Below are 15458 nucleotides of genomic sequence, written 5' to 3' on the forward strand. Positions count from 1 at the left end.
AAATATGATAACACCGTCGTGTTACGCTTCTATGGTAGGTCGGATATGCAGACCGGTTCCATTCGCCATCCCTGTGGCCTCAAGTCCGATAGGGGGTTCTACGTGGAAGGCACCGAGGCACACGGGTTTTATTCCGGGCTCGCCATCTGCCGGACATCCCAGATCTCGTCGGCATACTGCATGACAGTGCGGTCGCTGGAGAATCTGCCCATGTTGGCGACGTTGAGGATCGCTTTCTTCATCCACTGTCCCTGATCCCGGTAGGCGTTCTCGACTTGCTTCTGACTATCGATATAGGAAGCGTAGTCCGCGAGCAGCAGGAAATAATCGCCATATCGCAGCAGCGTGTCCACGACAGGCTTGAAGCGGTCCGGATCGTCTGCCGAGAAGTATCCCGAGCCTATCATGTCCAGCACCTCGCGCAATTCGACGTTGGCCTGGCAGTAGTCCCATGGCCGGTAGCCTGCCGTCCTCACCCGGGTCACGTCTTCCGCCGTGAGGCCGAAAATGAAGATGTTGTCTTCGCCAACGGCATCGCGGATCTCGATGTTCGCGCCGTCCAGCGTGCCTATGGTCAATGCCCCGTTCATGGCCAGCTTCATGTTGCCCGTGCCGGAAGCCTCGGTGCCCGCGGTGGATATCTGTTCCGAGAGGTCGGCGGCCGGGATCAGTTCTTCCGCGGTCGAGACGTCGTAATTCGGTACGAACACAACTTTCAGTCGATCAGCCACATGAGGGTCGTTGTTGACGATGTCGGCAACGTCATTGATGAGCTTGATGGTGAGCTTGGCCATGAAATAGCCGGGTGCGGCCTTCCCCCCGAAAATCACTGTGCGCGGTACATGATCGGCGTCCGGATCGTGGCGGATGCGGTTGTACAGCGTGACCACATGCAGCAGGTTGAGCAGCTGGCGCTTGTATTCGTGGATGCGCTTGATCTGCATATCGAACAGCGAATCCGGGTCGGCTTCGAAGCCGAGTTGGTGCTTCAGCGATCTGGCCAGGCGTTCCTTGTTGGCGCGCTTCACGGCGGCGAATTCCGCGCGGAAGGCCGCGTCGTCGGCCAGCGGGATCAGGCGCTTCAGTTGGTCCAGATCCTTCTTCCAGTCATCCCCGATGCGGGACGAGATGAGTTCGGCCAGGAGCGGGTTGGCCTGGTTCAGCCAGCGCCGCGGCGTGATGCCGTTGGTCATGTTGACGATCTTGCCTGGATAGAAACGGTCGAAATCGGCGAAGATGGTCTGTTTCATGAGCTCGGTATGGATGCGGGCCACGCCGTTCACCTTGTGGCTGCCGACGATCGCCAGGTGCGCCATGCGGACGCTCTTGCCGCCGTCTTCGTCTATCAGCGACATGCGGCGCAGCATGGCGGGATCTCCCGGATAGCGGTGCATCACGTCCTGCAGGAAGCGCTGGTTGATCTCGTAGATGATCTGCAGGTGTCTCGGCAGGATATTTTCGAACATGGCGACCGGCCAGGACTCCAGAGCCTCCGGCATCAGCGTGTGGTTGGTGTAGGCGAAGGTTCGCGTGGTCAGGTTCCAGGCCTTGTCCCATTCCAGGTGGCGCACGTCCACCAGGATGCGCATCAGTTCGGCGATGGCGATGGACGGATGGGTGTCGTTGAGTTGGATGGCGACCTTGTCGGGCAGGGCGTCGAAGTCATCGTGGAATTTCTCATAGCGGCGCAGCACGTCCTGCAACGAGGCGCACACGAAAAAGTATTGCTGCTTGAGGCGCAACTCCCGCCCCATCGCCGTGGTGTCGTCCGGATAGAGCACCTTGGAGAGGTTCTCGGATTCGTTCTTGTCCTCCACCGCCTTGATGTAGTTGCCCTCGTTGAAATAGCGCAGATCGAAGTCCCGCGTCGCCTTGGCCGCCCACAGCCGCATGTTGTTGACGGTGTGGGTGCCATAACCGGGGATGGGGGTGTCGTATGCCATCGCCATCACGTCATCGGTGGCTACCCAGTGGCTTCGTTCCACGCCGTGCTCGTCGGAATACTTGACGACATGGCCGTGGAACTTGACCTGGTACAGCACCTCCGCACGGGGAAATTCCCACGGGTTGCCGTAGCGCAGCCAGTTGTCCGGATGCTCTACCTGCCGGCCGTTCTCGATGCGTTGCCTGAACATCCCGTACTCGTAGCGGATGCCATAACCGTACCCCGGCAGATCGAGCGTCGCCAGCGAGTCCAGGAAGCAGGCGGCCAGCCGCCCCAGGCCGCCGTTGCCCAGTCCCGCGTCGTCTTCGATTTTCCGAACCTTGTCCCAGTTGACGCCGAGTTCAGCGAGCACCTCGCGGTATTCCTGTTCGAAACCCAGGTTGAGCAGATTGTTCACCAGCGTGCGCCCCATCAGGAATTCCATGGAGAAGTAGTAGACCCGCTTCGCATCCCTGGCGTAATAGTTCTGCATGGTCTCCATCCAGCGGCCGGTGAGGCGGTCGCGCGCAACATAGGCTGCGGTGAAGAACCAGTCCCGGTCGGTGGCCGTCAGGACGTCCTTGCCGACGACATAGGTCAGATGCTCGACGAGGGATTGTTTAAGCTCGGGCGCGGCCGAGCCGGGATGCTTTTGTGCAACGGCGGGTTTCTTTATGTGTGATGACATAACCGGTAACCACCTTACTCAAGAGTAGAAGCTGCCAGGGGCGTGCGATACGCAGGGTACCCGAATGACCGGTGGATTTCCTTACGGACTATCACGTATTGCATGCCATTCAACGCCGGAATCCGAATCCAGTGGCACATGATCCCGGCGCCGCCGGCGTGTTCAGGGTTATGATAGCAGTGTCCCGTTACGCTTCCACAGTAGGTCGCATATGCAGACTGGATATATAACTCATCCCCTGTGCCTCAAGCACGACATGGGCGCGCATCATCCGGAATCCCCGGCGCGCATCCACGCCATCGAGGACCAGCTGATCGCCGGCGGGCTGATGGACTACCTGCAGCGGCACGAGGCGCCGGAGGCGACCAGAGAGCAGCTGCAGCGCGTGCATGATGCCGCCTACCTCGACGCCATCGAGGCAGCCGCGCCGAAGCAGGGCACGGTGGAGCTCGACCCGGACACCGCGATGAACCCGTTCAGCTATCCGGCCGCGCTGCGCGCCGCGGGCGCTGCGGTGCTGGGGGTGGACCTGGTGATGGCGGGCAGGGTGGAGAATGCCTTCTGCAACATCCGTCCGCCGGGGCACCATGCCGAACGCGCCCGCGCGATGGGCTTCTGCATCTTCAACAACGTCGCGGTCGCCGCCGCGCACGCGCTGGCTGCTCATGGCTTGAATCGTGTGGCGATCGCGGACTTCGACGTGCACCACGGCAACGGCACCGAGAACATCTTCCACGACGATCGCCGCGTGATGCTGTGCTCGACCTTCCAGCACCCGTTCTACCCATATGTCGGAGCGGACAGCGGCAACGACCACATGATCAACGTGCCGCTGCCTGCAGGGACGAAGGGGGAGGGGTTCCGCGCGGCCGTGACCGAGCACTGGCTGCCCGCGCTGGAGCGTTTCCAGCCCGAATTCCTGCTGATCTCGGCCGGGTTCGACGCCCACCGCGACGACGACATGGCCATGCTCGGGCTGACCGAGCCGGACTACGCCTGGGTCACGAAAGAGCTGAAGGCCGTCGCCACGAAATATGCCCAGCGCCGCATCGTCTCGGTGCTCGAAGGCGGCTACGAGTTGCACGCGCTGGGTCGCAGCGCGTTCGCACACGTCAAAGTGCTCAGCGGCTTGTAGGAATTTCCCTTGCAAGAATCCCGCCGTTACTGGAATTGGCGGGGTTTTCCCGTTTTATTCCCCCCTTTGCTTGCCACCCGAACTGCTATCTTGGCGCCATAGAAATTGGTTAGGCGTCGATGCGATACCGCATCAACAACAGAAAAGGGGCAAGACCATGTCAACAGCAGCCAAGATTCGAGTCATCGACAACGACAGCGAGGAGTACATCGCCGAGTCGCAAGCCATCCAGGAAGCGCGTGCGCGCCTGGAAGCCGAGACCCAGGCCGAACTCTCCGCCCAGGCGCGCGCCCGCGCCGAAGCGCATTCCCGTGCCATGGCCCAGGCCAGGCTGCGCCATGAAGTCGAGCTGACCGCCCAGATCGAGGCGAAGAGCCAGGAGGAGATGAGGCTGGCCGAGGTGATTCGCGCCAAGCTCGAAACCGAGAAGCAGCTGGCGAACGAATTGCAGGTTCAATTGCAGACCGAACAGCGCCTGCATGAGGAGACTCAGGCGAGGTTGCGCGCAGAGCAGCAGGTGCAGGACGAACTGAACCAGCGCCTGCAGAACGAGGAGATGGCACGTGCCGCAGCCGAGAGCAAGGCCAAGGCCGAGCGCGAGCTGGCCGCATTGATCGAGCAGCAGCGCCAGGCCGAACAGGCTGCGCAGCAGCGTGCCGAAACCGAAGCGCGCGCCATCCAGGCCAACATCGCCGAGATCGAGGCGCGCATCGAAAAGACCGTCGCAGAACGCATGGCTGCCGAACAGGCCCAGCGCGGCCAGATCGAGGAAAAGCTGAAGCTGGAAGCCCGCTTGCGCGACATCGCGGTGCAGCGCGCCGAATGCGAGGCCGAAGAGGCCCGCCTCGTGGCGGAACGCGTCGCATCCGAACAGCGTGAGCTGTCGCAGGTCGGCAAGCGCGTCGAGGCCGAGCAGCGTGCAGTCCAGGCTGCCGAGAACCGCGCCCGCCTCGAACAGGAAGCCGCGAACTATGCCCACCAGAAAACGGCGACCGACGAGGCGATCGCCGCTGCCGTGCAGGAGAAACTGCGCAAGGAACAGGAAGCGAGCGCCTTGCTGGCATCCAGATTGAGCACCGAGCGTGCCGCATCCGAGGCCGCCGAGGCCCGCGTCCGTGCCGAAGCGCTGGCGGCATCCGAGATCGAGGCTCGTCTGGCCGCGGACCGCGAAGCCGAGCAATCGGCGCAGGTGCGTGCCAATGCCGAACGCGCCGCCGCGGAACTCGCCGCCCAGCGCAAGCTCGCCGAGGATCAGGCCAGGGCCGATGCCGAGATGCGCGAGCGCAACGAGCGCCAGGCTCACGAGATGGCGCGTCAGCGCGCCGAGGCCGAGGCGATCGCGCGCATCGAGGCGGAACGCAAGCTGAAGATCGAGCAGGAAACGAAGGCGCTGCTGCAAGCACAGATCGAGGCAGACCGCAAAGTCATCGCCCAGCAGGATGAGAACAATGCACTGCTGCGCCAGGCTGAGCAGGAGGCGAACCAGCGCCTGAATGTCGAACTGATGGAGAAGCAGGCTGCGGAACACAAGCTGCAGGCCGAGAGCGACCTGACGGTGCTGGCGCAGCAGCGCGCCGAAGCGGAGATGCAGGCCGCCCGCGAAGTCGAACTGCAGTTGCAGGCCGAAACGCAGGCCATCGCCCTGGCCAACGAGCGCGCCACCGTGGCGTGCGATGCCTACCGCATCGCCCAGGAGAATACGCAGCGCGAGCAGGAGCTGATGCAGACCGAACAGGCCCGCATCGAGGCCGAGCAGCAAGCCGAGCAGGCGTTGCTGGAAAAGCTGCGCGCACAGAACGAGGCCCTGCAGATCGCCCAGTCGAGGTCGGAAGCCGAGAACCGCGAGCGCGCCGCCATCGAACAGCAGACCGCAGCAGAACAGGCTGCTGCGATCGCAACGCAACAAAAAGCCGCCGCGCTGGAAGAGGCGGCCAATGCCGCCATGCAGCGAGCAGAACTGGAAGAAGAGGCACGCCGCGCTGCCGAGGCACAGGCCCAGACCGAGATGGAGTTGGCCGAATCCCAAAAACGCGCCATCGCCGAGACCGAAGCGCGCATGGCTACTGAACAACGCGCCATCGAAGCCAATAACGAGAAGATCGAACTGGAAGCGCGCGCAAGGGAAGCGGTCGAGGAAACCCTGCGTCTGAACGAGGCAGCGCTTCAGGCGGCGCGCGATCAGGAACAGGTCGCGGTGCGTGCGCTGAATATGGCCAAGGTGCGCGCCGAGGCAGAAGCCCGCGCACTGCAAGTCGAGGAAGAGAAGATCCGCGCCGAGGCCAAGGCCGCGGTGGCGTTCCGCAAGCAGATCGAAACCGCCGAGTTGGCACGCGACGAAGCGATGACCCGTGCCGGAAACATGGCCACGCTGCGCATCGAAGAGGCAGGCAAGGCCGTTATGGCAGCGGAGGAGAAACTGCGCGCCGAGGCGCGTGAAACGGTCGCGGCACGCAAGCGCGCCGAGCTCGCCAAGGCGGCGAAGCAGGCTGCGGAGCAGCGCGAGCAGCTCGATCTGGAAGCGGCAGAGCTGGAGCAGCGTCGCTACGCAAAGGAACGCGAACTGCTGGCGCAAGCGACCCTGCGCCATGCCGTCGAGCATGAAGCCGAGGCCAAGGTCCAGGAGCGTGTCGATGCCGAACGTCTGGCGATAGAGGCCGACAAGGAAATGATGGCAGCCGAGGAAGAGGCGCTGCAGCAAGCCAAGCAGCTCATCGATGCGGCGAAACAACAGCGTGAGAACGCGATCCAGTTCATCGAGGAAGCCACCCAGCAGCGCATCGCCGAAGAGCAGCGCGCCCTGAAGATCGAGCAGGATCATGCGCGCCTTGAACAGCAAGCAACGGAAGCTGCGCGCCAGCGTGCCGCACTCACCGAGCAGACCGTGCAAGTGGTGGCGCGCCGCATCGAGGAAGAACAGATGCTGCTGGCGCAGCAACAAGTGCGGCTGGAAACCGAGCAGCGCGTCCTGGTCGAGATCGGTCAGCGCGTGTCGGCTGAAGTGCAGGCCACTTCAGCAGCCGAGGCACGCGAGATCGCCGAGCAGATGGCCCGCGAAGAAGCGAAGCAGCAGGCCATCCTTGCACACGAAGCGAGACTTGCCGCGGAGGAGTTGGCCGGGCTGAAGCAGCGCGAGAACGAGTGCCAGCGCGAGCAGATCGAAGAGGTTCGCGCAGAATCCGCCACCTACGAACTGATGGCGCGCCTGCGCAACAGCAGCCGCATCGGCAAGTTCGCGAAGGCTGTGGGCCTGGTTTCGGTGATGGCCTTCGTCGGCCTGTCGCTGCCGCTGTTCTACGGCCAGGACAGCACCGTGAATGCACAACCCGTCACGACGGCGAGCGAGTCTGCCCATGCTGCCCCGGCCGAGACCAAGGCAGTCGAGGCGAAGCATGACCTGGCTGCGGAAACCTATCTGGTGCTGGGGGACCTCAAGATGTCCGGCCAGCTCGGCCAGAAGAACTGACTACGCAGTGCATCACTCGCGAATCCGTTCGTGTCCCGATTGCCGGGATGCGAACGGATTCTGGTTTTGGAGCGTTCTTTTTCTAACGCAAGGGCAGCTTGCGATCGGTCCCGTTGACCGAGAAGTTAGGTCTAAGCTTCATGTTTAGCGGCGCATACCGCACATGGGAAATAGTTTCTCGACTGGCATAGGCTCGTTACCTAGTGTGTATTCGGCACTGTAATCTTTCCCAAGCACTTCTCTAGCAGATGCGCTGGGAGAATTGGTTAGGCCAACAACAAGAACTTCAGAATTTGCCGGTGGGTAGGAAACAAACCAATGCGAGAAACCCCGTTTGACGGCCAGATCGGTATAGGCGCACATAAGCCAACGAGCACCGGGAGCTGTGCGATTGTGAAATCCAGGCACTGAAAGGTAGGACTTATTCGGCTCTCGTCTAATTTCAGTTACGACAAGCTCGAAAGGTGCACCTTGTGCCTTTGAACTTACCGAGTAGAGAGTAGGTTCCGCCTTCGCGGGAAAAGCGATGGCGGCGGTAATTAGGATGACAGCGTAATGGCGCATGTTGAGAGACCTAACGTGGAGCTAAGGGGCGCGCCGCAGGCGCGTCCCAGCGACCGGAGGGAGCGAACTTGAGCGCAGGGTTAGACGCCACTTCGGTTCTCAACGGTTACGTTCTATGGGATTCTCTCGGGAAGTCTGCTGCCCGAGCTGTTGGGCGAGCCCGATGAGAATTCCTTCGGGACCCCGGATGTAGCAGAGCCGATACATGTTTTCATACTGGACCACTTTGCCGACGAGCTTCGCGCCACGTTTGCGGAGCCGGACGAGCGTATCGTCGATGTCTTCCACGGTGAACATGACGCGTAGGTAACCGAGAGCGTTCACTGGGGCGATGCGGTGATCGGCGACCACGGGCGGCGCGAGGAAGCGGGACAACTCGAGCCGGCTGTGACCGTCCGGCGTACGCATCATGGCAATCTCGACGCGCATGCCGCGCAATCCGGTGACGGCATCTGCCCAGTCTCCTTCAACTGGAGCACGCCCCTCGAGATCGAGACCAAGTTCGGTGAAGAACTCAATGGCGGCATCGATGTCTTCCACTACGATGCCGACGTTGTCCATACGCATGACTGTCATGATGTCTCCTTGGCGTCTAACGTGGAGCTAAGGCGCGTCCCAGCGACCTGAGGGAGCAAACTTTAGCGCAGGGTTAGCCCTACTCGGGCAGAACAGGCACAAAGACATATAGACCACCAGCAAGCAATAGCGATAAAGCAAAGGCCCCAACAGAACGCGCATGGTTAGTGCTGTATGACACGGCAAATGCACGAGCTGAAAACAGCAGGGGAACCAGCACAACTAAGGAAAGCGGCTCGATAAGATTTGAAAGGGATTTGGTTTTCCATCCAGTGATTGCGAGAGTCCACCACAGGACAAATGGCAAAAGAACCGTTAGAAAGTCATAGCCGGTCATTTGGCGCTCACGTTTGAGCCGCACAAAAGCAGCGACGAGCAACGCGACAGAGACTGCAATAACGATCCAGAACAAGAGCTGGGCCATGGCGGGCTAACGTAAACTAGACACCAAAAATGTCGCCTAATCTGGCGCCGCCTGTCTGATAATCTGGCATTAGACTGGATATCTTGTTGATTCTAATAAGAGCCTGTTTCATAAACGCCCCATCCCTGTCAGAAAAAACGACATCTTCTATTTATTCCCAAACTGTATTGTGGCACCTACCCTAACGGTCCGGCCAGAATGCGTCAACGAATCCGAAGGCCTATATATTTTTTGGGCTAGACCTTCAGCAACTCGTTCTTCAAAGCCGCGACCTTTGCCTCGTCCGCGAGGCTAGACGAACTGACCCAGAACACGTCCTCGGCGCGGCTGCCCAGCGTGTTGATCTTGGCGCGGTGCAGGCGCACGTCGTGGCGGTCGAGGATGAGCGCGATGCGCGCGAGCAGGCCGGGGCGGTCGCCGGCGACCAGCGAGAGCACGTGCATGCCCTTGTTGTCCAGGGCGATCTCGACTTCGGTGGGGATGGGGAAGTGCTTGAGCTGGCGGCTGACGCGCCCACCCGCGGCCGGGCTGACCGGGCGGGCCTGCGCGATCTGCTGCGCCAGTTCGAACTCGATGTAGGTCATGATGTCGCGGTAGGCGGTCTCGCTGCGCGCCGCTTCCATGATCTGGAAGCTGTTCAGCGCGTAGCCGTGGCGCGTGGTGTGGATCTTGGCCTCGGCGATGGTGTAGTTCATGCGCGCGAAAAAGTCGCAAATGCGCGCGAACAGGCCGCGCTGGTCGCGGCAGTACACCATCACCTGCAAGCCTTCCCCCGCGCGGCTCAGGCGCGCCTTCACGATGGGCGCGTCGGCGTTCGCCTTGAACGCCAACTGGCGCGTGTGCCAGGCGATCTCCTGCGCCTCGTGGTCGAGGAAGTAGCTGTCGTCGAGCTGCGCCCACAGCATGCGGTAGGTGTCCGGCGTCAGGGCGTAGAGGTTGAGCGTGTTGGCGGCCTCGCGGCGGATCTCGTCGAGATGGTCGGCGGCTTGGCCGCCGGCGAGGTAGCGCCTCGTCGCGAGGAACAGGTCCTCCATCAGCTTGGCTTTCCAGGCGTTCCACACCTTGGGGCTGGTGCCGCGGATGTCGGCGACGGTCAGCAGGTAGAGCGCGACGAGGTAGCGGTCGTTCCTGATCGTTCGGGAGAAGCTCGCGATGACCTCGGGGTCGGAAAGATCCTGCTTCTGTGCCGTGGCGGACAATGCCAGGTGCTGTCCGACCAGCCACACCACCAGGTCGCTGTCGTCGTTGCCAAGCCCGTGTTGCTTGCAGAAGGCGCGCGCATCCTTCATGCCCAGCTGCGAATGGTCGCCGCCTCGTCCCTTGGCGATGTCGTGGAACAGGCCGGCGATGTACAGCACTTCGGGGCGTGCGAATTCAGCCATCAGCTTGCTGCACAGCGGGACTTCGTGTGCATGTTTTTCCAGCGCGAAGCGGCGCAGGTTGCGCACCACCATCAGGATGTGTTCGTCCACGGTGTAGACGTGGAACAGGTCGTGCTGCATCTGGCCGACGATGCGGCCGAAGGCAGGGATGTAGCGGCCGAGGATGCCGTACTGGTTCATGCGCCGCAGCGCGTGGATGACGCCGGTGGGCTGGCGCAGGATCTCCATGAAGCGCTGCCGGTTGAGCGGATCGCGGCGGAACGCGGCATCGACCTTGTGCTGCGCGCGCCACAGTGCGCGCAGCGTCTTCGCGCTGAGGTCGGTCAGCTCGGCGAGCTGTTCCATCAGCAGGAACAGCTCGAAGATCGCCGCGGGCGTGTGCTCAAACAGTTGCTCGTCGCGGATGTCCAGCAGCGTGCCGATGACGCGGAAGCGCTCGTTCAGTGCGTGTTGCGGCGGTGTTTCGCGCACCAGGCGGTCGTGCAGGTTCTGCAGCAGGATGGTGTTGAACTGGCGCACCGCGAGCCGCGTGCGGTAGTAGCGCTGCATCAGGTGTTCGCTGGCGCGGCGGTTGGCCGAGGCCTCGATGCCCATCTGTTCGGCGAGCATGGTCTGGAAATCGAACAGCAAGCGGTCTTCGCGCCGCTTCGCGAGGTAGTGCAGGCGGACGCGCAGGGTTTGCAGCAACTCGTCGTGGCGCGCGATCTGGCGCGCCTCGGTCGCCGTGATCAGGCCGGCCTTCGCAAGTTCGGACCAGCGCGTGCCCAGGCCCGCGGCGAGTGCGATCCAGGTGACGGTCTGCAGGTCGCGCAGTCCGCCGGGGCTTTCCTTCAGGTTGGGCTCCAGGTTGTAGTCTGCCTCGGCGAAGCGCGCGTGGCGCTGTTGCTGCTCATGCTGTTTGGCGAGGAAGAAACGGTACGGATCGAGGTGCTGTTGCACTGCGGCGCGCAGCGATTCGAACAGCGATGCGTCGCCGGCGAGCAGGCGCGATTCGAGCAGGTTGGTCTGCACCGTGATGTCGGCGGATTCCTGCAGGCAATGCTCGACGGTGCGGATGCTGTGGCCGACTTCGAGTCCGATGTCCCATAGCGTCTGCACCAGTTCGTGCAGCTTGTGCTGCAGCGCCTCATCCGGCGGGTGCCCGGCCATGAGTTTTTCGGATTCGGCATCGAGCAGGATCAGCAGGTCGATGTCGGACTTCGGGTAGAGCTCGCCGCGCCCGTAGCCGCCCACCGCGACGAGTGCGATGTTGCCGGGCATGCCTAGCATCTGCCACACCCGGCGCAGGTAGTCGTCGATCAGCCTGCTGTGCGCGCCCAGCAGGCGCGCCGCCTTGCCGTGTTTCAGGAAATCCTGTTCGAGTGAAGCGCGGTCGCTGCGCAGCGATGCGCGCAGCGTTGCGATTTCGTCAGAGGGGCGGAGGGGGAGGGCAGCCATCGGAAACGGTCAGCACTTCGAAGCCGGTTTCGGTGACGAGGATGGTGTGCTCGTACTGCGCGGACAGGCTGTGGTCCTTGGTGACCACGGTCCAGCCGTCGCCGAGCTGCTTGATCGCGGCCTTGCCGGCGTTGACCATCGGCTCGATCGTGAAGGTCATGCCGGGCTCGAGCCGGATGCCGGTCTTGGGGCGGCCGTAGTGCAGCACTTGCGGTTCTTCGTGGAAACGGGCGCCGATGCCGTGGCCGCAGAACTCGCGCACCACGCTGTAGCCCAGCGGTTCGACGAAGCTCTGGATGGCGTGACCGATGTCGCCGAGGTAGGCGCCCGGTTTGACGACGCGGATGCCGCGCCACAGCGCCAGCCAGGTGGTCTCGCACAGGCGCCGCGCCTGGATCGACGGTTCGCCGACCAAGTACATGCGGCTGCTGTCGCCGTGATAGCCGTCCTTGATCACCGTCACGTCGATGTTGACGATGTCGCCGTTCTTCAGCGCCTTCTCGCTCGGCACGCCGTGGCAGATCTGGTGGTTGATCGAGGTGCAGATCGATTTCGGGTAGGGCGTATGGCCGTGCGGCGCGTAGTTGAGCGGCGCGGGGATGCCGTGCTGCACGTTCACGATGTAGTCGTGACACAGACGGTCCAGCTCGTTGGTGGTCACGCCCGCCTTGACGAAGGGGGTGATGTAGTCGAGCACTTCGCTGGTCAGGCGGCCGGCGACGCGCATCTTTTCGATCTCTTGCGGGGTCTTGATGGTAACGGACATGTTCTCTCGGGAATCTCTGGAAGTTTCAGCCGGACAGTCCGCCAGAATCCCAGGGTTAGCTTGTTCAGAATGTGGCGAGAATAGCACGTGCCTCCGATTGCCGACAATTGCGGTTAGGAACTAAACTGGCGGTGTGCCACCTAAGGGGCGCAGCAAATTTCGATAACCTCATTACGGAGACAACATGAAAAAATCGTTAGCAACCGTCCTGTTCCTTGCAGCCAGTTTTAATGCTTATGCCGTCGACGGCGGTGCGGTGCTCGGCGGCGCGCTCGGCGGCGCAGCGGGCGCTGCGGTGGGCCAAAGCATGGGCGGACAGAACGGCGCGATTCTCGGTGCAGCCATCGGCGGCGGCGCCGGCGCGGCGATTGGCAGCCGTCCCGCCCCGCAAGCGGTCGCACAACCGGTTCCGGTTCAACAACGTGAAAATGGCGATGAAGAAGAGCATCGTAACAAGCACAAGCACCACCATGGTCACGAAGACTAGGCTTGCCTGAGCTTCGACGACGCAAAAATAGAAGGCACGGTGACGTGCCTTTTATTTTTGCGGTTTGTTGCGCTGGCAACATTTGGATGTCTAAATTGCTTTTTGACTCCAAATTAGGGTTTTTCCCCATTGTGGAATATATAATGGCACTGTTTTGAAAAGGGCATGTATGTTTGCCGCAACATGCCCTCTTGCTTTGTCAAGTTGGAGCAGCCGGATCGAGGGTAGGCACGTCGGCTCTGCATGGACTATGACGGGGCCGGTTGGCGCACAAGGCAGATATTTGCGAACGACACAAGAAAGGGCATGACCGCGACAATGACGACGAGGATAGCTCCACTTGTTTTCCATTTTCTTACTGGCAGACATAGTTCCGCCGCGACCATATGCGCATAAACGGACGTGACCCGTTAACGGGATTCCTGGATCGTAATGGCTGCCTGCAGGCGGCTACGAAGCTGGCCGTTGATTCGACGAGTAACGGGCGTGCCCTCGCGGTCCTTTGGTTCGATCTCGACCGCTTCAAACAGATCAATGAGTCTTTCGGCCATCTCGGCGGCGACGAGGTGATCGCCGACATCGCTATCCGGTTCCGTGCACGCGCGAGCGGTCGCGCAGAACTCTCGCGCATGGGGGGCGACGAGTTTGTTTGTCTTCTTCCCAATTGCGATCGGGCGCAAGCCCAGCAGTTCGCCAACGAACTGGTCAGCACGGTAGAAGAACCTCTCACCATCGGAAGTCTGGTGTTGCGTCCGACCGTGAGTGTCGGTATTGCGATACTCGAGCAGGGTGAAGATCCACTGGTGCTGCTGGAACGTGCCGATCGGGCCATGTTCGCCTCCAAGGCCAAGGGTGGGAAGTGCGTCGTGTTCTCCGGGGAAGAGCCTATCCCCGGCCGCCTCGGTATCACGCTCGCGCGCGAAGAACTCTCGATCGAGGACAGTCTGCACACTGCCCTGGAGACCGGCGGATTCCGGCTGCACTACCAGCCCATCATTCACGCAAACGGTCAGATAGAGGCGGTCGAAGCGCTGATGCGTTGTAACGTGGACGGCGAGAATATCTCGCCCGGAAGATTCATCCCCGTCGCGGAAAAGACCGGACTGGTGATCCGCCTCGGCGAATGGAGTCTCCTGCAAGGGGCGACGTATGCGCGCCAGTTGCAGGACGCCGGCCACCATACCAAGGTCGCCATCAATGTGTCCCGCGCGCAACTCGTTTCCCCGAAATTCACTCACGCCCTGCATGCGGCGCTGATCTGCTCCAACGTGAGCCCCGAGTTGATCGAGCTGGAGCTCACCGAATCCCTGTTCATGGATATTTCGGATACCGTCCAGAAAAACCTGAAGAACGTCATCGGCGCGGGCGTGAGGCTGGCCATCGACGACTTCGGCACCGGCTATTCCTGCCTGGCGAACCTGAAGGACATTCCGGCCGGCAAGCTCAAGCTGGACCGTGCCTTCGTCACCGTCCTTCCGGAAGACCGCCGCGCCTTGTCGGTGGTCAAAGCCGTGACTCAGCTCGGGCACGACCTGGGCATGACCGTCGTGGCGGAGGGTTGCGAAAGACGGGAGCAGATCGATGCGTTGCTGGATGCCGGCGTCGACGCCATTCAGGGATTCTATTACGCAAAACCAATGCCGGAGGAGCAGCTGCTTCCCTGGTTGCAACAAAGGAACACACTATGAGCAACACCGTTACCGCCCCGCAGGAGTCTGCTCCATCCGATGTGGACATGCTGTTTGAACGCTCCCTGCTGGATGTGGGGATTCCCCCGTGCCCCGTCATTTTGAACCGTTTTATGGTCGAGGCCGGCAAGGACGAGCCGGACTTCAAGCGGCTGGAAAGCATCATCAGCGCCGATGTCGGCATATCCGCCAGCCTGATCAAGACCGCCAATGCCCCGTATTTCGGGATGCGGCAACGGGTGCGTTCGGTGAGCGAGGCGCTCACGGTTCTCGGCCTGAACGTATCCAGTCGTGCCATCGCCGGCATCGTCCTGCGCAACTCTTTTCCGAATGTGCCTAACCTGGAACGCTTCTGGGATGCTTCGGCACGCATCGCACGCCTTTCCGGCTGGCTGGCGCAGCATCTCGAATTGCGTGGCTTGCGCGCGGAGGATGCCTACACTTTCGGCCTGTTTCGCGACTGTGGCATTCCAGTCCTGCTCAAGCGTTTTTCCGGCTATGAGGAAACCCTTACTGCAGCCAATGGCGAGCAACTGCAGAGCTTCACCGCCATAGAGGAGGCCGCATTCCCTACCAACCACGCGATGGTGGGCTGCCTGCTTGCGCAAAGCTGGTGGCTGCCGGAGGAGATCTGTCTCGCCATTCGCAATCACCACGATCTGGCGGTGCTTAAATCCGCGGAGTCCCATCTGCCGTTGTTGAGCCGCAGGCTTGTCGCGACAGCACAGTTTGCGGAACATATCGTGCAGCGCCAGCTCAGTTTGAGTATCACCCAGGAATGGCCGAAACTCGGCGAGGCCTGCCTGGAACTGCTCGATGTGGGAGAGAGCGATCTTGAGCGTCTCTACACCGAAGCGGAACCGGTTGCCTCCGCGAGCGAATAGTAGCGGTACTGAAGGCGGCTCGATGGCGGGAGAATAAAAG

10 protein-coding genes are annotated in these 15458 nt (G+C 61.7%); 5 read left to right on the forward strand and 5 right to left on the reverse strand.

All coding sequences use genetic code 11. The features are described from left to right. Positions 1-128 precede the first annotated feature (128 nt). A complete protein-coding gene (locus FGKAn22_RS05765) occupies positions 129-2612 on the reverse strand; it encodes a glycogen/starch/alpha-glucan phosphorylase (protein WP_212787012.1) in 2484 nt (827 codons plus the stop codon). Between the two features lie 211 nt (positions 2613-2823). On the opposite strand from FGKAn22_RS05765, the gene FGKAn22_RS05770 reads away from it, so the two are divergent. Both FGKAn22_RS05770 and FGKAn22_RS05775 read left to right on the forward strand, forming a co-directional pair. Then, positions 2824-3747, forward strand: coding sequence for a histone deacetylase family protein (locus FGKAn22_RS05770; protein ID WP_212787013.1), 924 nt, complete (start codon positions 2824-2826; stop codon positions 3745-3747). A 157-nt stretch (positions 3748-3904) separates the two neighbouring features. Then, complete coding sequence (locus FGKAn22_RS05775; protein WP_212787014.1) at positions 3905-7210, forward strand: coiled-coil domain-containing protein; 3306 nt, start codon at positions 3905-3907, stop codon at positions 7208-7210. 663 nt (positions 7211-7873) lie between these two features. Here FGKAn22_RS05775 and FGKAn22_RS05780 read toward each other — a convergent pair. The 4 genes from FGKAn22_RS05780 to map form a co-directional block, all read right to left on the reverse strand. Continuing rightward, complete coding sequence (locus FGKAn22_RS05780; RefSeq protein WP_212787015.1) at positions 7874-8350, reverse strand: VOC family protein; 477 nt, start codon at positions 8348-8350, stop codon at positions 7874-7876. Positions 8351-8429: 79 nt separating this feature from the next. Beyond that, entirely contained in the window at positions 8430-8774 is a 345-nt protein-coding gene (locus tag FGKAn22_RS05785; protein ID WP_212787016.1) for a hypothetical protein, read from the reverse strand. A gap of 236 nt (positions 8775-9010) precedes the next feature. After that, positions 9011-11593: a [protein-PII] uridylyltransferase gene (locus tag FGKAn22_RS05790; RefSeq protein ID WP_212787017.1), complete on the reverse strand. Its 2583-nt coding sequence runs from the start codon at positions 11591-11593 to the stop codon at positions 9011-9013. Continuing rightward, the gene (gene map, locus FGKAn22_RS05795; protein ID WP_212787018.1) at positions 11565-12359 is read right to left on the reverse strand and encodes a type I methionyl aminopeptidase; all 795 of its coding nucleotides are present in this window, start codon (positions 12357-12359) and stop codon (positions 11565-11567) included. Before map ends, FGKAn22_RS05790 begins: the two co-directional genes overlap by 29 nt. 184 nt (positions 12360-12543) lie before the next feature. On the opposite strand from map, the gene FGKAn22_RS05800 reads away from it, so the two are divergent. The 3 genes from FGKAn22_RS05800 to FGKAn22_RS05810 all read left to right on the forward strand — a co-directional run bounded on the left by FGKAn22_RS05800 (position 12544) and on the right by FGKAn22_RS05810 (position 15418). Beyond that, the gene (locus tag FGKAn22_RS05800; RefSeq protein WP_212787019.1) at positions 12544-12846 is read left to right on the forward strand and encodes a hypothetical protein; all 303 of its coding nucleotides are present in this window, start codon (positions 12544-12546) and stop codon (positions 12844-12846) included. A gap of 386 nt (positions 12847-13232) precedes the next feature. Further along, on the forward strand, positions 13233-14534 hold the full coding sequence (locus tag FGKAn22_RS05805) for a putative bifunctional diguanylate cyclase/phosphodiesterase (protein WP_246487471.1): 1302 nt from the start codon (positions 13233-13235) through the stop codon (positions 14532-14534). Then, positions 14531-15418 carry an HDOD domain-containing protein gene (locus FGKAn22_RS05810; protein WP_212787020.1) on the forward strand — a complete coding sequence of 296 codons (888 nt, stop codon included), beginning with the start codon at positions 14531-14533 and terminating at the stop codon, positions 15416-15418. Before FGKAn22_RS05805 ends, FGKAn22_RS05810 begins: the two co-directional genes overlap by 4 nt. Positions 15419-15458: the final 40 nt, after the last annotated feature.

Source organism: Ferrigenium kumadai, assembly GCF_018324385.1.
In the GTDB taxonomy this organism is placed as follows: Bacteria; Pseudomonadota; Gammaproteobacteria; order Burkholderiales; family Gallionellaceae; genus Gallionella; species Gallionella kumadai.

Excerpts from the sequence above, each read along its gene's own strand:
- FGKAn22_RS05785 (WP_212787016.1), bottom strand. The coding sequence starts at position 8,774 with ATGGCCCAGCTCTTGTTCTGGATCGTTATTGCAGTCTCTGTCGCGTTG.
- FGKAn22_RS05770 (WP_212787013.1), top strand. The coding sequence starts at position 2,824 with ATGCAGACTGGATATATAACTCATCCCCTGTGCCTCAAGCACGACATG.
- FGKAn22_RS05780 (WP_212787015.1), bottom strand. The coding sequence starts at position 8,350 with ATGACAGTCATGCGTATGGACAACGTCGGCATCGTAGTGGAAGACATC.
- FGKAn22_RS05765 (WP_212787012.1), bottom strand. The coding sequence starts at position 2,612 with ATGTCATCACACATAAAGAAACCCGCCGTTGCACAAAAGCATCCCGGC.
- FGKAn22_RS05775 (WP_212787014.1), top strand. The coding sequence starts at position 3,905 with ATGTCAACAGCAGCCAAGATTCGAGTCATCGACAACGACAGCGAGGAG.
- map (WP_212787018.1), bottom strand. The coding sequence starts at position 12,359 with ATGTCCGTTACCATCAAGACCCCGCAAGAGATCGAAAAGATGCGCGTC.
- FGKAn22_RS05810 (WP_212787020.1), top strand. The coding sequence starts at position 14,531 with ATGAGCAACACCGTTACCGCCCCGCAGGAGTCTGCTCCATCCGATGTG.
- FGKAn22_RS05800 (WP_212787019.1), top strand. The coding sequence starts at position 12,544 with ATGAAAAAATCGTTAGCAACCGTCCTGTTCCTTGCAGCCAGTTTTAAT.
- FGKAn22_RS05805 (WP_246487471.1), top strand. The coding sequence starts at position 13,233 with ATGCGCATAAACGGACGTGACCCGTTAACGGGATTCCTGGATCGTAAT.
- FGKAn22_RS05790 (WP_212787017.1), bottom strand. The coding sequence starts at position 11,593 with ATGGCTGCCCTCCCCCTCCGCCCCTCTGACGAAATCGCAACGCTGCGC.